At 73.7% G+C, this 18,808-nt stretch carries 18 protein-coding genes; 8 read left to right on the forward strand and 10 right to left on the reverse strand.

Going from position 1 to position 18,808, the window contains the following annotated elements; translation table 11 throughout:
* The first annotated feature begins 158 nt into the window (after positions 1-158).
* The gene (locus GA0070614_RS14765; RefSeq protein WP_088976503.1) at positions 159-956 is read left to right on the forward strand and encodes an alpha/beta fold hydrolase; all 798 of its coding nucleotides are present in this window, start codon (positions 159-161) and stop codon (positions 954-956) included.
* Between the two features lie 200 nt (positions 957-1,156).
* On the opposite strand, the gene GA0070614_RS14770 is transcribed toward GA0070614_RS14765, so the two are convergent.
* Together GA0070614_RS14770 and GA0070614_RS14775 are read right to left on the reverse strand one after the other, a co-directional pair.
* Positions 1,157-1,624 (reverse strand): lamin tail domain-containing protein, encoded by a 468-nt coding sequence (locus tag GA0070614_RS14770; protein ID WP_231933637.1) that lies wholly within the window; start codon positions 1,622-1,624, stop codon positions 1,157-1,159.
* A gap of 345 nt (positions 1,625-1,969) precedes the next feature.
* Positions 1,970-2,749 (reverse strand): phosphodiesterase, encoded by a 780-nt coding sequence (locus GA0070614_RS14775; protein WP_088976504.1) that lies wholly within the window; start codon positions 2,747-2,749, stop codon positions 1,970-1,972.
* Between the two features lie 207 nt (positions 2,750-2,956).
* Here GA0070614_RS14775 and GA0070614_RS14780 point away from each other — a divergent pair, with 207 nt between their 5' ends.
* Positions 2,957-4,378 carry a GGDEF domain-containing protein gene (locus GA0070614_RS14780; RefSeq protein ID WP_088976505.1) on the forward strand — a complete coding sequence of 474 codons (1,422 nt, stop codon included), beginning with the start codon at positions 2,957-2,959 and terminating at the stop codon, positions 4,376-4,378.
* A 39-nt stretch (positions 4,379-4,417) separates the two neighbouring features.
* Here the strand turns inward: GA0070614_RS14780 and GA0070614_RS14785 are convergent, their stop codons facing one another.
* Both GA0070614_RS14785 and GA0070614_RS14790 read right to left on the reverse strand, forming a co-directional pair.
* Entirely contained in the window at positions 4,418-5,476 is a 1,059-nt protein-coding gene (locus GA0070614_RS14785; protein ID WP_088976506.1) for an aspartate-semialdehyde dehydrogenase, read from the reverse strand.
* A gap of 5 nt (positions 5,477-5,481) precedes the next feature.
* Entirely contained in the window at positions 5,482-6,747 is a 1,266-nt protein-coding gene (locus GA0070614_RS14790) for an aspartate kinase (protein ID WP_088976507.1), read from the reverse strand.
* 387 nt (positions 6,748-7,134) lie between these two features.
* Between GA0070614_RS14790 and GA0070614_RS14795 the strand changes: the two genes are divergently transcribed.
* The 3 genes from GA0070614_RS14795 (at position 7,135) to leuA (ending at position 10,643) form a co-directional block, all read left to right on the forward strand.
* Entirely contained in the window at positions 7,135-7,920 is a 786-nt protein-coding gene (locus GA0070614_RS14795; protein WP_231933638.1) for a hypothetical protein, read from the forward strand.
* An 84-nt stretch (positions 7,921-8,004) separates the two neighbouring features.
* The gene (locus GA0070614_RS14800; RefSeq protein ID WP_088976509.1) at positions 8,005-8,535 is read left to right on the forward strand and encodes a nitroreductase family protein; all 531 of its coding nucleotides are present in this window, start codon (positions 8,005-8,007) and stop codon (positions 8,533-8,535) included.
* Between the two features lie 356 nt (positions 8,536-8,891).
* Positions 8,892-10,643 (forward strand): 2-isopropylmalate synthase, encoded by a 1,752-nt coding sequence (gene leuA / locus GA0070614_RS14805; RefSeq protein WP_088976510.1) that lies wholly within the window; start codon positions 8,892-8,894, stop codon positions 10,641-10,643.
* Between the two features lie 53 nt (positions 10,644-10,696).
* Here leuA and GA0070614_RS14810 read toward each other — a convergent pair whose 3' ends face one another.
* Positions 10,697-10,900: a DUF1737 domain-containing protein gene (locus GA0070614_RS14810; RefSeq protein WP_088976511.1), complete on the reverse strand. Its 204-nt coding sequence runs from the start codon at positions 10,898-10,900 to the stop codon at positions 10,697-10,699.
* A gap of 156 nt (positions 10,901-11,056) precedes the next feature.
* Here GA0070614_RS14810 and GA0070614_RS14815 point away from each other — a divergent pair, with 156 nt between their 5' ends.
* Positions 11,057-11,887 (forward strand): carbonic anhydrase, encoded by an 831-nt coding sequence (locus GA0070614_RS14815; RefSeq protein ID WP_088976512.1) that lies wholly within the window; start codon positions 11,057-11,059, stop codon positions 11,885-11,887.
* Here GA0070614_RS14815 and GA0070614_RS14820 read toward each other — a convergent pair.
* Positions 11,796-13,274 (reverse strand): MFS transporter, encoded by a 1,479-nt coding sequence (locus tag GA0070614_RS14820; protein WP_088976513.1) that lies wholly within the window; start codon positions 13,272-13,274, stop codon positions 11,796-11,798. The genes GA0070614_RS14815 and GA0070614_RS14820 overlap by 92 nt on opposite strands.
* A gap of 108 nt (positions 13,275-13,382) precedes the next feature.
* Between GA0070614_RS14820 and GA0070614_RS14825 the strand changes: the two genes are divergently transcribed.
* Together GA0070614_RS14825 and GA0070614_RS14830 are read left to right on the forward strand one after the other, a co-directional pair.
* Positions 13,383-14,042, forward strand: coding sequence for an HNH endonuclease family protein (locus tag GA0070614_RS14825; RefSeq protein WP_088976514.1), 660 nt, complete (start codon positions 13,383-13,385; stop codon positions 14,040-14,042).
* Positions 14,024-14,515, forward strand: coding sequence for a hypothetical protein (locus GA0070614_RS14830; protein WP_088976515.1), 492 nt, complete (start codon positions 14,024-14,026; stop codon positions 14,513-14,515). The genes GA0070614_RS14825 and GA0070614_RS14830 overlap by 19 nt, the downstream gene beginning before the upstream one ends.
* A gap of 67 nt (positions 14,516-14,582) precedes the next feature.
* On the opposite strand, the gene GA0070614_RS14835 is transcribed toward GA0070614_RS14830, so the two are convergent.
* The 4 genes from GA0070614_RS14835 to GA0070614_RS14850 are packed head-to-tail and all read right to left on the reverse strand — an operon-like array spanning position 14,583 to position 18,769.
* Entirely contained in the window at positions 14,583-15,686 is a 1,104-nt protein-coding gene (locus GA0070614_RS14835; protein ID WP_088976516.1) for an ABC transporter ATP-binding protein, read from the reverse strand.
* On the reverse strand, positions 15,683-16,798 hold the full coding sequence (locus tag GA0070614_RS14840; protein WP_088976517.1) for an ABC transporter ATP-binding protein: 1,116 nt from the start codon (positions 16,796-16,798) through the stop codon (positions 15,683-15,685). The genes GA0070614_RS14835 and GA0070614_RS14840 overlap by 4 nt, the downstream gene beginning before the upstream one ends.
* A 7-nt stretch (positions 16,799-16,805) precedes the next feature.
* Complete coding sequence (locus GA0070614_RS14845) at positions 16,806-17,768, reverse strand: ABC transporter permease (RefSeq protein ID WP_088976518.1); 963 nt, start codon at positions 17,766-17,768, stop codon at positions 16,806-16,808.
* On the reverse strand, positions 17,765-18,769 hold the full coding sequence (locus GA0070614_RS14850) for an ABC transporter permease (protein WP_088976519.1): 1,005 nt from the start codon (positions 18,767-18,769) through the stop codon (positions 17,765-17,767). Before GA0070614_RS14850 ends, GA0070614_RS14845 begins: the two co-directional genes overlap by 4 nt.
* Positions 18,770-18,808: the final 39 nt, after the last annotated feature.

The following is an 18,808-nucleotide window of genomic DNA, read 5'->3' on the forward strand; positions in this document are numbered from 1 at the left end:
AGTCGAACAGACCTGCGGATACGTCAGGTGGCGGCAGTCGGACGTTCGGACGAGTCGGACATGACGGGTAGGTGGCGACGCTGCCGGGGCGGCTGTCGGTTCCTCGTCGGTGGCTCCGACCAGGATGGGAGACGACAGGCGACACGGAGGGACGGAAGATGACGCAGACGACCTCGACGGTGGGCACCGCGCGGTCCGCGGACGGCACGACGATCACGTACGAGCGCAGCGGCGACGGGCCGGCGATCGTGCTGGTGGGGGGCGCGTTCAACGACCGCTCCACCACCCGGGAGCTGGCCGCCGCGCTGGCGGCGGACTTCACCGTCTTCGGGTACGACCGGCGTGGCCGGGGCGACAGCGGCGACACCGCCCCGTACGCGGTGCAGCGCGAGATCGAGGACCTGGCGGCGGTGATCGGGGCGGCCGGCGGCACGGCGTACGTCTACGGCCTCTCCTCCGGCGCGATCCTCGCCGCCCTGGCGACCGCCGCCGGCCTGCCGGTGACGGGGTTGGCGCTCTTCGAGCCGCCGTTCCAGGTGGGGGCGTACGCCGGTTCCCGGTCCGCGATCGCGCCGAAGCTGGCCGAGTTGGTGGCGGCGGGGCGGCGGGGCGACGTCGTCGAGTGCTTCCTGGTCGAGGCGGTGGGCGTCCCGGCCGACGAGGTGCGCGGGATGCGGGAGCAGCCGATGTGGCCGTGGATGGAGATGCTCGCCCCGACCCTCGTGTACGACAGCACCGTCACCGGGGACGGCACCCTCCCCGCCGAGCGCCTCGCCGCGATCACCGCGCCGACCGTCGTCGTCGACAGCACGGGCAGCCCGGACTGGCTGCGCGCCGCCGCGCGGGCCGCCGCCGAGGCGGTGCCGGGGGCCCGGCACCTGAGCCTGGAGGGTGGGTTCCACGAGGTGCCCGCCGACCGGCTGGCCCCGCATCTGCGCCGCGCCCTGCTCGGCTGACCGTACCCCCTGGCAGCGACGGGCTCCGCCCGGCGACCCGGCTGTAGCGGTGGCGGGAGGGCGACCGTCCCGGGGAGGGGCGGCGGCTCCCGGTGCCGGGGAGCCGCCGCCCGTTCCCCGGGACGGTCGGATGACGCGCCGGCACCCGCCCCTCAGGGCGCCGGCCGCCAGGAGTGCGCCGGACGACGGGAGTCGTCCGGTCAGCAGGACGGGTAGCTGCCGCTGCTGCCCCAGGAGCAGGAGTCGATCGCCGTGCCGGCGGAGTTGCGCAGGTAGGCGGCGTCCCCGCTGTTGTTCCAGATGTACGCGCCGGAGCCCCAGTACCGGTGCGTCGAGGTGTTGGTGCCCTTGCCCGTGTGGATGTGGACGCTGGCCCCGGAGGCCAACCGGAAGTCGCCGGAGAACGTGTAGACGTGGTTCGCCTTGTCGCGCAGCGTCCAGTACTTCAGGTTGATGGTGGTGCTGCGCCGGTTGGTCAGCCGCACGTACTCGGCGTTGAGGCTGGAGTTGGAGCCGGTGTCGCTGCCGGGCGAGTTGTAGTAGACCTTGGCGATCTGGACGGCCGGCGTGGCGGCCCGGGCCGGAGCGGCCACCGCGAGACTGCCGCCGACGGCGGCGGCGAGCGCCGCGACGAACCCGATGAACCCGTGCCGCACACGTTCCCCCACTCGGTAACGGAAGGTGCGCCGAGGCTATCCGTGCCGGACGGCAACTGTGGACCCGTAAAACGTCTTCAGACGCAAACAGATCCGTCGGGCCCTGTCCACGGGACCCGGACGGCGACGACGGTCGACGCGATCGGTCGGCACACGGCCGCCCGATCGCCGGTCGGGCACCACCGAAGGGGCGACGATCCGGACCGCTCGGCGTGTCCGGCCTCGACGGCACGGGTGGCGCGCCGAACGGCGTGGTCGCCTGCCCGACCGGATCCTGTCGGCGTTCCCACGGCACGACAGGGAGCCGGGCCGTCGGGGAGATCCCGGCGGCCTCCGCCGCGTCCCGGGTCCGCCCGGTCAGAAGCCGCAGGTCATCCCGGCGGCGTGGCTGACCTGCACGGTGTGGGTCACGCAGCCGTCCGGCTCGACGACGTGCAGCAGGAAGGCGGTCGGCTCGTCGACCCAGCCGATCTCCTCGTCCGGGCTCATGGTCAACGACGCCTGCCGCCAGGTGCTGGGCGCGACGGTGAGCACGGTGCCGGCGAAGCCGGCGGTGACCGGGCGGTGCAGGTGGCCGGCGGCGACGCGTACCACGTGGGGGTGCCGGCGGATCACCGCGGCGAGCGCGTCCCCGTCGGCGAGCCGGATGGCGTCGGCGGCCGGGACACCGACGGCGACCGGCGGGTGGTGCAGGAAGACCAGGGCCGGCACGTCCGGTCGACCGGTGAGCACCCCGTCGAGCCAGCCGAGCTGGTCCTCGCCGAGCCGGCCGCCGTTCTCCCCGGGCACCAGCGAGTCCAGCGCGACGACGGTCAGTTCCGCGTGGTCGACGTGGTAGTACGCGGAGAAGCCACCGCCCAGGTAGGGCGTGCCGCCGAACGCGTCGAGCAGCGACTCGCGGTCGTCGTGGTTGCCGGTGACCAGGTGCACCGGCAGCGGGTACCGGCCGAGCACCTCGCGCAGCGCCGCGTACTCGTCGGGGCGGCCCTGGTCGACCAGGTCGCCGGAGATCACCACGCAGTCGGGGCGGGGGCGCAGCGCCAGCACCCGGCCGAGGGCCCGGTGCAGGCCGCCGGCGGGCGCGGCGGCGAGCACGCCGGTGGTCAGGTGCGGGTCACTCAGCTGCGCGACGAGCATGGCTCCTCCACTGCGACCGGGACCCTCACGCTAACCCCGCGACGCACCCCGCGCGGCCCGGTCGGCCGCCCACAGGCCGTGTCCACACCCTGTGGATGAAACATGTGTACGAACGGAGTCGATCTTGCCGTGGCTGGGCGCCGGGCGCTGAGTACGCTTGATCGCAGCCCCGGTCGCCGGCCGGGTCCCGCCCTCACCTGGAAGAACGTGGATCACGAGAGAGTCGTCCGGGACGTGACGGTCCGCCTGCCGATGGCGTCGACCGCGGTCGAGGCGTGCCAGTGGACCGTGACCGCGCTGGCCCGGTACGCCCCTGCGACGATCTCCGTCCTGCTCCAGGTCCACGACCGGCTGCGTTGCGTCGCGGCGACCGGCGCCTGGCAGGTCTTCTCCACCGTGCCGCCGAAGTCCGGCATCGTCGGCCGGGTCTACGCCTCCGGCGAGAGCGCCACCGTCGACGACGTCACCGAGGACCCGGACTACCTCCCGGTACGCCCCGACGTCACCGCCGAGATCTGCGTGCCGGTACTGGACCCGGCGGGCCGCCCGATCGGCGTGCTCGACCTGCAGTGGAGCGAGCCCGTCGAGCTGGCCCCGTGGCGGGCCACCGCCGAACGGCTGGCCGGCCGGCTCGGCGCCCGGATCATGGCGCTCGGCGGCCCGCCCGCCGAGAGCCGCAGCGAGAAGCTGCTCCGGCACGCCACCGCGATGACCTCCGCCCCCACCGAGTGGGATCTGATGGCCGCCGCGATCGCCGCCGCGCGGGACGTCTCCACCCTCTCCGCCGCCGTGCTGGTGCTCGGCGGCCGGCGCGGCCCCCGGGTCGGCGACCCGACCGGCGTGCCCGGCGAGCTGGAGGCCCGCATCCGCGCCGAACTGACCGAGGCGGGGGCCGGGCCGCTCGGCCGGCTGGTCGGCCGCGCCCACCGGCACGGCTCGGCGTACACCCTGGGCGAGGCCGGACTGCCGCCGACCGAGGAGTACGAGCCGCTGGTCCGGGCCGGAGTGCGGACCCTGGTGTCGGTGCCGGTCGGTCCGCCCGACTCCGGCGGAGTGCTGCTGGTCGCCGACGAGCGGCTGCTCCGGCCCGACCCGACCACGGTCAACCTGATGGAACTGCTCGCCGGCCAGGCGTGGGGCGCGGTGGACCGGCTGCGTACCCTGGCCCGGCTCCGCGAGCAGGCCAGCTCCGACCCGCTCACCGGCCTGCGCCACACCGGGCCCTTCGGGCAGCGGATCCGGAGGGCGACCCCGGGGCGTACCGCCCTGCTGGCGATCGACGTGGACGGCTTCAAGACGGTCAACGACACGTACGGCCACCAGGCCGGGGACCGGCTGCTGGTCGGACTGGCCCGGGCCCTGGAGGGGGCGTTGCGCCAGGGCGACGAGCTGTACCGGATCGGCGGCGACGAGTTCGTCGCGGTGATCGAGGTCAGCCGCCCCGACGAGGCGGTCCGGATCGCCGAACGGCTCGCCGAGGCGGCCCGCCGCACCGGGCGGACGATCAGCGTCGGCGTCGCCCTGCCCCACCCGGGCGAGCCCGGGGAGGCCACCCTGCGCCGCGCCGACCAGGCCCTGTACGCGGTCAAGCGGCACGGCCGCGACGGCGTCCGCCTCGCCGCCGCCTGACCCGCGATCACCGACCCGGGCTCGGGGAGGGGGCCGCGGTCAGCGGGTGAGTTCCTTGGCGAGGAGTTCGGCGATCTGGGCGGTGTTGAGGGCGGCGCCCTTGCGGAGGTTGTCGCCGGTGACGAAGAGGTCGAGGGCGCGGGGGTCGTCGAGGGCGCGACGGATCCGGCCGACCCAGGACGGGTCGGTGCCGACCGCGTCGATCGGCATCGGGAACTCGCCGGCCGCCGGGTCGTCCACCAGGATCACGCCCGGGGCGTTGCGCAGCGCCTCACGGGCGCCCTCGGCGTCCACCTCGGTGGCGAAGACCGCGTGCACCGCCACCGAGTGACCGGTCACCACCGGCACCCGTACGCAGGTCGCGGAGACCTTGAGGTCGGGCAGCCCGAGGATCTTGCGGGACTCGTTGCGGATCTTCATTTCCTCGGAGGACCAGCCCCCGTCGGCGAAGGACCCGGCCCACGGCACCACGTTGAGCGCCAGCGGCGCGGGGAACGGGCCGAGCTCCTCGCCGACCGCCTGGCGCACGTCGCCGGGGCGGGAGCCGAGCACCCGGTCGCCGGCGATCTTGCCGAGCTGGCCGTGCAGCGCGTCCACGCCCGCCTGCCCCGCCCCCGACACCGCCTGGTACGAGGCGAGCACCAGCTCGCGCAGCCCGTACTCGCGGTGCAGCGGGGCGATCGCCACGATCATCGCGAGGGTGGTGCAGTTGGCGTTGGCGAGGATCCCCTTCGGCCGGTTGCGCACCTGCTCAGGGTTGATCTCGGGCACCACCAGCGGGACGTCCCGGTCCATCCGGAACGCGCCGGAGTTGTCGACGACCACCGCGCCCCGCTCGACCGCGACCGGGGCCCACTCGGCGGAGACCTCGTCCGGCACGTCGAACATGGCCACGTCGACGCCGTCGAACGCCTCCGGGGTGAGCGCCCCGACGGTCAACTCCTCGCCCCGGCAGCGCATCGTCCGCCCGACCGAGCGCGCCGAGGCGAGCAGCCGGATCTCCCCCCAGACGTCACGCCGGGAGGAGAGCAGCTCGCACATCACGGTGCCGACGGCACCCGTCGCCCCGACCACGGCCAGGGTGGGCCGTCCCGCCACCGGAGCTACCGTCCCGTCCCCGCGTAGACCACGGCTTCGGAGTCGCCCCCCAGCTCGAACGCGTCGTGGATGGCCCGGACGGCCTTGTCGAGGTCGGTGTCCCGGCAGACCACCGAGACCCGGATCTCCGAGGTGGAGATCATCTCGATGTTGACGCCGGCGGCGCCGAGCGCGGCGAAGAAGCCGGCCGCGACGCCCGGGTGCGACCGCATGCCGGCGCCGATCAGCGACACCTTGCCCACGTGGTCGTCGTAGAGCAGGCCCTTGAACTTGACCGTCTCCTGGATCTTGCTGAGCGCGGCCATGGCGGTGGGGCCGTCGGCCTTGGGCAGCGTGAACGAGATGTCCGTGCGGCCGGTGCCCTCGGTGGAGACGTTCTGCACGATCATGTCGATGTTGATCTCGGCACCGGCCACGGTGTCGAAGATCCGCGCGGCGGCGCCCGGCTCGTCGGGCACGCCGACGATGGTGATCTTGGCTTCGCTGCGGTCGTGGGCGACCCCGGTGATCAGCGCCTGTTCCACGGGAAGGTCCTCCATCGATCCGGTGACCATGGTGCCGGTGTTGGTCGAGTATGACGAACGGACGTGGATCGGCAACCCCGCGCGCCGCGCGTACTCCACGCTGCGCAGGTGCAGCACCTTGGCGCCGCAGGCGGCCAGTTCCAGCATCTCCTCGTAGGTGATCTGCTTGATGTGCCGCGCGTTCGGCACGATCCGCGGGTCGGCGCTGAAGATGCCGTCCACGTCCGTGTAGATCTCGCAGACGTCGGCGCGCAGCGCGGCGGCGAGCGCCACGGCGGTGGTGTCCGAGCCGCCCCGGCCCAGCGTGGTGACGTCCTTGGTGTCCTGCGAGACGCCCTGGAAGCCGGCGACGATGACCACCGCGCCCTCGTCGAGCGCGCCCTTGAGCCGCCCCGGGGTGACGTCGATGATCCGCGCCCGGCCGTGCACCGAGGTGGTGATCACGCCGGCCTGGGAGCCGGTGAACGAGCGGGCCTCGTACCCCAGGTTGTGGATGGCCATGGCGAGCAGCGCCATGGAGATCCGCTCCCCGGCGGTGAGCAGCATGTCCAGCTCGCGGCCCGGCGGGAGCGGGCTGACCTGGTTGGCCAGGTCGAGCAGCTCGTCGGTGGTGTCGCCCATGGCGGAGACCACCACCACGACGTCGTCGCCCGCCTTGCGGGCGGCCACGATGCGTTCGGCGACCCGCTTGATGCGCTCGGCGTTGGCGACGGAGGACCCGCCGTACTTCTGCACCACGAGTGCCACGACGGTGCACTCCCTCCCAGCGACGACCCTGAGCGTGCCGACGCCGCCGGCTTCTCTCCTCCGGCGGCGCGCGTCAGACCTTCCCAGCGTATCGGGCGGTACGCGAGCCCGGGTCGGGTGATCCCACCATCCGGCGGCCCGGACCTGCCGGACCTGCGGTTCCGGCCCCGGTCGGTGGCGGGCGACACGCCGGCACACCTCCCGGACCGAACGGCTCCGTGGACGCCGCGGGCACGACCCGACACGCCGGCGCGCCCGCGCGGAGCGGCGGAACCCGCGCGGGCGGCGCGGGTCTGGTGCACGCCGCGGGGCACCGCTCGACACGCCGGTACGCCACCCGGGGCGCGCGGGTCCGTGCGCGGGCCGGGTGCGGCGCAGAATGACCCGGTGCATGCCCAGCTGCGCGCGCCGCGACGGTTGACCGGCGCGCTGACCCTGCTCCTCGTGGCCCTCCTCCCGGCCTGCACCGCCGACCCGCCGACCGCGCCGGCCACCAGCACACCGGCCGACCCCGCGCCCGCCGGGGCCGACGCGGCGCGGGGCGAGCTGGCGGCGCTGGCGGCGGCGGCCCGGGACCGCCACCTGACCGCCCGCTACACCCTGACCGGCACCGACGGCCCGGCCCGGGACGTCGTCGTGGTCCGCGCCGAGGACGGCACCTGGCGCGTCGACGTGCCGGGTGGGGCGCTCGGCGGCACGGCCGACGTCTCGCTCGCGGCCACCGCCGACGGGCTCTTCCAGTGCGGCCTGCCGTCGGCCGGCCGTCCGGAGGGCGCGAGCTGCGTACGCCTCGGCGGCCGGGACGACGTCGTGCCGGGCCGGCTGGACCCGCGCGTGCAGCACCCGTTCACGGACTGGCTGGAGGTGCTCACCGACCGGCGTACCCCGCTGGCGGTCTCCCCCGCCACCGCGCCCGCCGGCGTGGCCGGGCGTTGCTACGCGGTGGAGACCACCTCCGCCTCGCTCCACCCGCCGCTGGACGTGGGCATCTACTGCTACGAGGCGGACGGGACCCCGACCCACGTCCGGGCGGCGCTCGGCACGCTCACCCTGGCCGGGGCGCCGGGCCCCGGTCCGGCCACGGTGGCGCTGGCCGGCCCGGTGGTGGACGCCGAGCCGATCGGCCCGGACGCGCCGGCCGTCGAGGAGAGCCCGAGCGCGGGAACGTCCTGACTCAGCGTGACGTTACGGGTGCTCTTGCCCACATTTGACCGACCCGCTCAGGAGATCAAATCGCCCATACGGGACGCTCTACGCATGGTCGACCTCACCCCGCTGCTCGCGTTCCGCTGGAGCCCTCGCGCCTTCGACCCGGACGCCGTGCTCACCGACGACGAGGCGGCCTCGCTGCTGGAGGCCGCCCGGTGGGCGCCGTCGGCGGGCAACGCCCAGCCGTGGCGGTTCGCCCTCGGCCACCGCCACGACGAGACCTGGAAGCGGCTCCTGGTCAGCCTGCCCGACCACGACCAGCGCTGGGCCCGGCACGCCTGCGCCCTGGTACTCGGCGCGCACACCGGCGGCGACCCGGAGCGGAGCGCGTACGACCTGGGCCAGGCGATGGCCCAGCTGACCGTCCAGGCCACCGCGCTGGGCCTGCACGCGCACCAACTCACCGGCGTCGACCGGGCGGCGCTCCGCGCCGACCTCGACCTGCCGCCCGAGGTACGCCCGCTGGTGGTCACCGCCGTCGGCCGGCTCGGCGACCCGCTCACCCTCCCCGAGGAGCTGTGCCGGCGGGAGACGGCGCTGCGCCGCCGCCACCCGCTGCCCGCCCTTCTGCTGCGCTGAGTCGGGACCGACCCGCGCCCGGACCAGCGGCGGATCGCGTCACTGCGTCGAGATGGCGCGCCGGTCCCGCGCGAACCGGGACCGGGGACGGCGGAGACGACCGTGACTCCGGTCCCATAGTCCGGACCTGCCTTCCCACCCCCCGTCTCACCACGTAGGGTGACCCTGTCATGTGGCGGGCGTACCTCCTCCTTGGTCGCCGCGACGAGGCCTGACCGGCCGGCACCTCGTCGCGGAGTCGAACCGCGCCGTCCAGCACATCCGAACTCCTCTGGCCCACCGGGCACCGTCGCCCGGCAGCAGGCCGACACCTTCCGATTGCTGACGCCCGACATGACCCACGGGAGCACTCCGCCATGGCTCAACCCGTCACCGACGCCGAGACCGATCCGATCGCCCGGCAACGTCCGAGCCGGATGCCGTTCCAGCGCTACCAGCCGTACCAGCAGCAGTTCCGGATCGACCTGCCGGACCGGGTCTGGCCGACCCGGCACGTCGAGGCCGCGCCCCGCTGGTGCGCGGTCGACCTGCGCGACGGCAACCAGGCCCTGATCGACCCGATGTCCCCCGAGCGCAAGCGGCGGATGTTCCAGCTGCTGGTGCAGATGGGCTACAAGGAGATCGAGGTCGGGTTCCCCTCGGCCAGCCAGACCGACTTCGACTTCGTCCGGCAGCTGATCGAGCAGGACCTGATCCCCGAGGACGTCACGATCCAGGTGCTCACCCAGTGCCGGGAGCACCTGATCGACCGGACGTTCGAGTCGCTGCGCGGCGCCCGCCGGGCGATCGTGCACTTCTACAACTCCACCTCGACGCTGCAGCGCCGGGTGGTCTTCGGGCTGGACCGGGACGGCATCACCGACATCGCCACCCAGGGCGCGCGGCTGTGCAGGAAGTACGCGGAGATCCACACCCCGGACACCGACATCCACTACGAGTACTCGCCGGAGTCGTACACCGGCACCGAGCTGGAGTACGCGCTGGAGGTCTGCGCCAAGGTCATCGAGGTGGTCGACCCGACCCCGGACCGCAAGCTGATCGTCAACCTGCCGGCCACCGTCGAGATGGCCATGCCGAACGTGTACGCCGACTCGATCGAGTGGATGCACCGGCGCCTGCCCCGCCGGGACAGCCTGGTGCTGAGCCTGCACCCGCACAACGACCGGGGCACCGGGGTGGCCGCCGCCGAACTGGGCCTGCTGGCCGGCGCGGACCGGATCGAGGGCTGCCTGTTCGGCAACGGCGAGCGCACCGGCAACGTCGACCTGGTGACGCTGGGCCTGAACCTGTTCTCCCAGGGCATCGACCCGATGATCGACTTCTCGAACATCGACGAGGTCAAGCGGGCCGTCGAGTACTGCAACCAGCTGCCGGTGCACGAGCGCCACCCGTACGCGGGCGACCTCGTCTACACCGCCTTCTCCGGCTCCCACCAGGACGCCATCAAGAAGGGCTTCGACGCCCTGACCAGGGACGCCGAGGCCGCCGGGGTGCCGGTCGACCAGCACACCTGGGCGGTGCCGTACCTGCCGATCGACCCGAAGGACCTGGGCCGCACCTACGAGGCCGTGATCCGGGTCAACTCGCAGTCCGGCAAGGGCGGCGTCGCGTACATCATGAAGACCGAGCACCAACTGGACCTGCCGCGCCGGCTCCAGATCGAGTTCTCCGGGGTGGTCCAGCAGGTCACCGACCACGCCGGCGGCGAGGTCGAGCCGGGCGCGATGTGGGACATCTTCGCCCGCAACTACCTGGTCGACCACCAGGTGGATCCGGCGGTCACGCTGGCCGGCTACACGATCGGCACCGTCGACGGCAAGGTCGAGATCGAGGCCCACGTCGCGCGCGGCGGGGAGCAGCACACGCTCACCGCGGTCGGCAACGGCCCGATCGACGCGTACGTCAACGCGCTGCAGTCGGTGGGCGTGGCGGTACGCGTGCTCGACTACCACGAGCACGCGCTCTCCTCGGGCGGTGACGCGCAGGCCGCCGCGTACGTCGAGTGCGACGTGGACGGCAGCACGGTCTGGGGTGTCGGGACGGACGCCAACATCGTCACCGCCTCGATCAAGGCGGTGACCAGCGCGGTGAACCGCGCCCGCGGCTGACGGAACGGTCGACGAGGGGCTCCGCCACCATGGGCGGGGCCCCTCGTCGCCGCTCAGACCGGGGTGACCCCGCCGAGCCGCCCCTCGTCGCGCACCACGGCCTGGCCGACGATCACCCGCCGGCCGTCGAAGGTCATCGTCGGGGAGCCGTGCAGTCGGTACCCCTGGGCCAGCGCCTCGCTGACCCGGCGGCAGAAGTCCGCGTCGTCCGGCCCGGTCAGCAGCCGGTACCGCGGCAGGTCGTCCTGATCACTCATCCGCCGACCGTAGCAACGCCGGCCGGGCCTCCGTCCCGGCACGCGACGGGCTCGGGCGGGACCTCGTCCGGTCCGGGGAGACCGGAGCGCCGCCCTCCGCCGGTCGTTGGTCGGGGAGGGAACCGGCCGCCCGGCCGGGGCGGAAGGGAGCGCAGCATGGACCCGCAGCGGTGGAACCGACGCAGCCTGTTGACGAGCGCCGGCCTGCTCGCCGCGACGACCCTCGCGGCCGGCCCGGGGGCGCCCGCGCAGGGGCGGCCGACCGGCGATCCGGCACCCGGGGCGGACGGGCCGCCGACGGGCGGGGACGACGGGCAGCCGCCACCGGATCCGCACGTGGCGCTCGCCGCGCTGCTCGCCGGCAACCGGCGTTTCGCCCGGGGAGAGGCCCGACGGCCCCGACAGGACCTGGCCACCCTGCGACGGCTCGCCGCCGGTCAGCACCCGTCCACGGTGGTGCTCGGCTGCGCGGACTCGCGGGTGCCGCCGGAGATCCTCTTCGACCAGGGGCTCGGTGACGTCTTCGACAACCGGCTCGCCGGCAACGTGGTGGACGACCTGGTGCTCGGCAGCGTCGAGTACGCGGTGCGGGCCTTCGGCAGCCCGCTGGTGGTCGTCCTCGGGCACGAACGGTGCGGGGCGATCGCGGCCACCGTGACGGCGATCACGCGGGGCGAGGACCCGCCGGACCACGTCGGCGCGATCGTCGCGGCGCTGCGCCCGGTCGTCGCGCCCGCGCTCGTCCTGCCCGGCGACCCGGTGGAGAACGGGTGCCGGGCGAACGTCCGGGCCCAGGTCCGCGCGCTGCGGGAGCGCAGTCCGCTGCTGGCCGACCGGGTGGACCGGGGCCGGCTGCTGATCGTCGGGGCCCGTTACGACCTCGACGACGGTCTGGTCACCCTGGTGCGTCCGGCGGGGTCGACGGGGGCCGCGTGGGGTGCGGCGGCGCCTGCCGGGGCGGCCGGCGGACGAACAGGCCGGCCGTGAGCGCCCCGGCCAGCAGCAGCCCGGCGCACCAGGCGAGCGCGCCCCGGTACGCGGCGGTCAACTCGACGCGCTGTTCGTACCCGGTGCCGGAGAGGCCGACGAGCAGCGGCAGCGCGGCCACCGCCAGCAGGTTGCCGACCCGGGAGGCGGCGTTGTTGAAGCCGCTCGCCACCCCGGCGAACCGGTCGGCCACCGCGGCGAGCACCGACGCGGTCAGCGGCGCCACCACCAGGGTCAGCCCGACACCGAAGAGGACCACCCCCGGCAGCACGTCCACCCAGTACGACGCGCCGGGCTCGACGCGGCGCAGCAGCAGCAGACCGGCGGCGGCGAGCACCGGGCCGACGGTCAGCGGCAGCCTCGGCCCGATCCGCGTCGCGAGCGCCCCGGCCCGGGCCGAGCCGACCAGCAGCAGCACGGTCAGCGGGATGGTGGCCAGCCCGGTCTCCAGCGCCGACCAGCCGACCACGTTCTGGAGGTAGACGGCGAGGAAGAAGGTGAACCCGCCGAGCGCCGCGTAGACCGCCACGGTGAACAGGTTGAGCACCGAGAAGAGCCGGCTGGTGAAGAGGCCGAGCGGGAGCATCGCGGCCTCGCCCCGGCGGCGTTCCAGCAGCACGAAGGCCACCGCCGCGAGGACGCCGGCCAGCGCCGCCACCAGCACCGGCAGCGAGCCGAGGCCGCGTGCCGGGGCGTCGATCAGCGCGTACGTGATCCCGGCCAGGCCGAGCGCGCCGAGCAGCGCGCCGCCTTCGTCGAACCGGTGGCCGGTCCCTCCGCCCCGCGTGACGTCCTCGTCGCGGCTCTCCGGCACCCAGCGCAGGGCGGCGAGGATCACACCGACCGCGAAGGGCACGTTGATGAAGAAGATCCACCGCCAGGAGAGCGCGTCGATCAGCCAGCCGCCGAGGAACGGGCCGAGCGCGGTGGCCACCCCGGACAGGCCGGACCACGCGCCGATCGCCCGGCCCCGGTCGTCGGGGTGGAAGCTGGCCTGGAGCACGGCGAGCGAACCGGGGGTGAGCAGCGCACCGCCGGCGCCCTGGAGGAACCGGGCGGCGACCAGCCAGCCGGTGTCCTGCGCCAGACCGCACAGGACGGAGGCGGCGGCGAACCAGACGACGCCGAGCAGGAAGACCCGTCGCCGGCCGAAGCGGTCGCCGAGCGCGCCGCCGAGCAGGACGAACGCGGCCAGGGTCAGCAGGTAGCCGTTGACCGTCCACTGCAGACCGGCGACGGTCGCGTCCAGGTCGGCGCCGAGCCGGGGCAGCGCCACGTTGACCACGGTGCTGTCCAGAAAGACCATCCCGGACGCGAGGATCGCCGCCAGCAGGGTGCCCCGGCCTGCCCCGGTTCCCATCCTCAGCGCGTGAGCGGGTGCAGTCATGGGTACCAATCCTCCTCGCGTCGCGTGGGAGTTTCCACGAAACGCCGAAAGCGTGCCCGGGTACTGTGCGGGATCGCCGGGAGCCCGCAAGCTGGAGAGGTGTCGTCTGTGCGTACCAGATCAGAAGCTCGTGCGACGGTGGCGGCCGCGCTCGCCACGGTCCTCGCCCTCGGCGTCGCCGGGTGCGAGGTCGCGGTCGACGAGCCGGAGGCGCCGCCCAGCAACGCCGGCAACGTCGGTGAGCAGCTCGCCGAGCTGCCCGTGGCGAAGGCCGGCTCGATGCGCGGCTACAGCCGGGAACGCTTCCCGCACTGGCGGGACACCGGCAAGAACTGCGACGTCCGGGACAGCGTGCTCAAACGCGACGGCGAGGACATCCGGCTCTCCGGCTGCAACGTGGTGGCGGGGCACTGGGAGAGCGTCTACGACGGGCGGACCTTCACCGATCCCTCCGACGTGGACGTCGACCACATGGTGCCGTTGGCCAACGCGTGGCGCTCCGGCGCCGCCGAGTGGGACGACGCGAAGCGCGGCGACTTCGCCAACGACCTGACCCGGCCGCAGCTCATCGCGGTTTCCGCCTCCTCCAACCGGGCAAAGGGTGACCAGGACCCGTCGCAGTGGAAACCGGCGAACCGGTCGTACTGGTGCCGGTACGCCGCGGACTGGGTGACGGTGAAACACCATTGGCGGCTGACGGTGACCAGTGCCGAGAAGGCCGCCCTCAGCGACATGTTGGAGGGGTGCACATGGGCGAACAAGCCGTGACCGGGACGGGGGGCGCACCCGCGCCCGAGACGGTGCCGGACGCGGCCGGGGACGACGCGGCCGCGGCCACCGGCAGCGGCGACGCCGCCGCCGCGCGGGCCGTCGGCGGTGGCGGGCCCGCGCCCGGCGCCACCACCGCCGGGATGACCGCCGACGGGCGTCCGGCCGCCTCCGCCGAGGTCCCCGGCGCCGGGATGAACGCCGACGCCGGTGGCGCCGGGGCACCCCGCGAGCTGACCGCCGACCTGGTCGCCGGACCCGGCGGCGTGATGACCGACGAGGTCGGCGTGGTCACCGGCGAACTGACCCTGCGCACGTCGTACGCCGACGGCCAGGTCCGGCTCTCCGTGCAGTACAAGGACGCCGACGAGTGGTACGCGGTGACCGGCGGCAGCGCCACGCTCGCCGACCCGGCCGGGCTGGACGCCGTGCACGCCGTGGCGGTCGCCCTGCTGCACCGCCCGGAGGGCTGAAGGACGCCGAGCGTGACACCGCCGGGGTGTCACGCTCGGAATCGCCCACCGGGGTGGGCGGCGTCGCTCAGACGTACGAGCCGGGCTCGCTGGGCGCGGAGACCACGCCGGGCGCCTCCCCCTCGCCCTCGGGGCGGACCACCTCGGCGCTGACCGCGTGCGGGCGCAGTTCGCCGCCGGCGATCTGCTCCGCCCAGTGGCAGGCGACCCGGCTGGCGCCGATCTCCCGCAGCACCGGCCGCTCGTCGGCACACCGGGTGGGCTGGGCCCACGGGCAGCGGGTGTGGAACCGGCACCCCGACGGCGGGTTGGCCGGCGAGGGCAGGTCACCGGCGAGCAGGATGCGCTCCCGCCGGTCCTCCACGTCGGGGTCGGGCACCGGAACGGCCGACATCAGCGCCCGGGTGTACGGGTGCAGCGGCTCGGTGTACAACCGGTCGCTCGGCGCCTCCTCGACCAGCGCGCCGAGGTACATCACGCCGACCACGTCGGAGATGTGCCGGACCACGGCGAGGTCGTGCGCGATGACCAGGTACGTCAGGCCGAGGCTGTCCTGGAGTTCGTCGAGGAGGTTCACCACCTGGGCCTGGATCGACACGTCGAGCGCGGAGACCGGCTCGTCGGCGACGATCAGCTCCGGACCGAGCACCAGCGCCCGGGCGATGCCGATGCGCTGCCGCTGACCGCCGGAGAACTCGTGCGGGTAGCGGGAGAGCGCCCACCGGGGCAGCCCCACCGCGTCCAGCGTCTCCCCGATGATCCGCCGCCGGTCGTCGCGGTCCTTGCCGATCCCGTGGGTCTGCAAGCCCTCGGTGAGGATGGACTCGACGTTCTGCCGGGGGTCGAGGCTCGACATCGGATCCTGGAAGATCATCTGCATCCGACGGCGCATCGTGCGCAGCTTCCCCGCCGGCAGGGTGGTCAACTCGACGCCGTCGAACACGACCTGGCCGTCGGTCGGCGGGTTGAGCTGGAGCAGCGCTCTGCCGAGCGTCGACTTGCCGCAGCCCGACTCGCCCACCAGGCCGTACGTCTTGCCGCGCGGGATGCGCAGGTCGACGCCGTCGACCGCCTTCACGTGCCCGACCGTACGGTCGAAGATCACTCCCCGCTTGATCGGGAAGTGCACCTTCAGGTCGCGGACCTCGACGAGGATGTCGTCGTCGCTCACGCTGTCTCCTCCTCGCTCGGGGCGGGGCCGAGACCCGGCACCGTCGGCGGGTCGTTCGGTACGGCCTGTGCCGGCACCGAGCCCGGCTCGGCCGGCGTCGGCACCGTGTCCCGGACCGCCTGGCCCGGGTCGGCGCCGGCCACCGGCGCGGGGTTGACGCACCGGTAGCCGCGCCCGTCGTAGGTGAGCACGAGCTGGGGCGGCTCCCCCACGCACTCGTCGACCCGGCGGGCGCAGCGCGGCGCGAAGGCGCAGCCGTCCGGCCACGGCAGCACGTCGCGCACCGAACCCGGGATCGGGTTGAGCCGCTCACCACGGCCGGCGTCCAGGCGCGGCACCGAACCGAGCAGACCCACGGTGTACGGGTGCCGGGGCTCCCGGAACAGCGGGCGGCGGCGGGCGGTCTCGACCACCCGGCCGGCGTAGAGGACGTTGATGGTGTCGCACATGCCGGCGACCACGCCCAGGTCGTGCGTGATCATGACGAGCGCGGTGCCGGAGTCCCGGACCAGCTCCTTGAGCAGCTCCAGGATCTGCGCCTGGATGGTCACGTCCAGCGCGGTGGTCGGCTCGTCGGCGATCAGCAGCCGGGGCTTGCAGGCCACCGCCATGGCGATCAGGGCCCGCTGCCGCATGCCGCCGGAGAGCTGGTGCGGGTACTCCTTGAGCCGCCGCTTCGGGTCGGGGATGCCGACCCGGTCCAGCAGCGCCGCCGCCTCCTTCTCGGCCGCCGCGCCCTTCATCCCCCGGTGCCGGGTGAGCACCTCGGTGACCTGCAACCCGATCGGGATCACCGGGTTCAGCGAGGAGAGCGGATCCTGGAAGATCATGGCCACGTCCCGGCCCCGGATGTCCCGGCGGGAGCGGTCGTCGAGCTGGAGCAGGTCGGTGCCGTCGAAGACCGCCTTGCCGCCGACGGCCAGGCCGGGCTGCTTGGGCAGCAGGCCCATGATGGCCAGCGAGGTGACGCTCTTGCCGCAGCCGGACTCGCCGACCAGGCCGACCACCTCGCCGGCGTCGACGGAGAACGAGACCCCGTCGACGGCGCGCACGGTCCGCTGGCCGCGCCGGGCGAACGTGACGGAGAGGTCTTCCACATCGAGCAGTGCCATGGTCGACCTACTTCCGGAGCTTCGGGTCGAGGGCTTCGCGCATCGCCTCACCGAGCAGGGTGAAGCCCAGCGCGGTGATGATGATGCCGAGCGCGGGCAGGATCGCCAGCTGGGGCGCGGCGTCGAGGTAACGCTGCGCGTCGGCGAGCATGACCCCCCACTCGGGGATGGACGCGTCGTTGTTGCCGAGACCGAGGAAGGAGAGCGCCGCCGCCTCGATGATCGCCGTGGCCAGGGTGAGCGTCGCCTGCACGATGACCGGGGCGAGCGAGTTCGGCACCACGTGGGTCAGCGCGATCTTCGGCTTCTTCACGCCGAGCGATACGGCGGCCAGCACGTAGTCGCTGTTCGACTGCGAGATCATCGAGCCGCGCAGCAACCGGGCGAAGACCGGCACCGACACCACACCGACCGCGATCATCACCGTGGTCAGGCCGGCCCCGAGGATGGCGGCGATGCTGATCGCCAGCAGCAGGCTCGGCATGGCGAGCAGCATGTCGATGAAGCGCATCAGCACGTTGTCGACCGCGCGGCCCCAGCGACCGCCGAGGCCGGCGGCGGCACCGGCGATCCCGCCGATCAGCGACCCGACAGCCAGACCGATCAGGGTGGCGACCACGCCGACCAACAGGGTCTGCCGGGCGCCGACGATCATGCGGCTGAACTCGTCGCGGCCGATGTGGTCGACGCCGAACCAGTTCTCGGCCCGGGGGCCGGGAATGTAGCCGATGTTCTCCCGGACCTCGTCCTTCCACAGCTGGGCGTCCGGCGCGTGCGGCACGAGGAACGGCCCGACCAGCGCGACCAGGAGGAACAGGCCGAGGATGACCGCGCCGACGACCGCCGCCGGGTTGGTCCGCAGCCGGCGGAACGCCTCCTGCCAGAGGCTGACGCCGCGCTCGTCGTCCCGGGCGGCCAGCTCGGCGAGCCGGTCGATCTTTTCCTTCTTCTTGCCGGTGGCGATCGTCATCGGACCCTCACCCTCGGGTCGATCAAGCTGTAGGAGAGGTCCACCAGGAGGTTCACCAGCACGTACACCACCGCGATGATCAGGATGAAGCCCATCAGCACCGGGTAGTCACGCTGGCTGATCCCCTCGTAGATGAAGGCCCCGATGCCGCTGAAGGCGAAGACGGTCTCGGTCAGCACCGCGCCGGAGAGCAGGCCGCCGGTGAGCAGGCCGATCGAGGTGACCACCGGCAGCAGCGAGTTGCGCAGCACGTGGCGGCCGCGAACGGTCCGCTCGGTCAGCCCCTTGGCCTCGGCGGTGCGGACGAAGTCCTCGTTGAGCACCTCCAGCACGCTGGCCCGGGTGATCCGGACGATGATCGCGAGCGGGATGCTGGCCAGTGCGACGGCGGGCAGCACCAGGTGCCAGAGCGCGTCGGCGGCCGCGTCCCACTCCCGGGTCATCAGCCCGTCGAGGACGAAGAAGTTCGTGACTCGGGTGGCGCCGATGGTCGGGTCCTGGCGGCCGCTGGACGGGAACCAGCCGAGGTTCTCCGCGAAGATCGCCTTCAGCACGTACGCCAGGAAGAAGACCGGGATGCAGATGCCGATCAGCGAGCCACCGACCGACGCGTGGTCGAGGAACCGGCCGCGACGGCGGGCGGCGAGATAGCCGAGCGGGATGCCGAGCCCGATCGCGAGCAGCATTGCCGCGACGGACAACTCCACCGTGCCGGGGAACCGCTCGACGAACTCGGTGACCACGGCCCGCTTGGTGGAGGTCGAGGTGCCGAGGTCCAGCCGGATCAGCCGCCGGACGAACCGGGCGTACTGCACCAGGATCGGCTCGTCGAGGCCCATGTTGCGGCGGATCGCGGCGCGCATCTCGGGGGTGCCGCGCTCACCGAGGATGGCGGTCTCCGGACCGCCGGGCAGTCGACGGAGCCAGATGAAGAGCAGGAGGGAGAGCCCGAACAGCGTCGGTATCAGCTGGAGCAGGCGTCTGACGATGAACCGGAACACGGCGGCCTCGAAGGGGGTGCGGAGGGATGCGGGCGGACG

The sequence above is a fragment of the Micromonospora coxensis genome, from assembly GCF_900090295.1.
Lineage (GTDB): Bacteria > Actinomycetota > Actinomycetes > Mycobacteriales > Micromonosporaceae > Micromonospora > Micromonospora coxensis.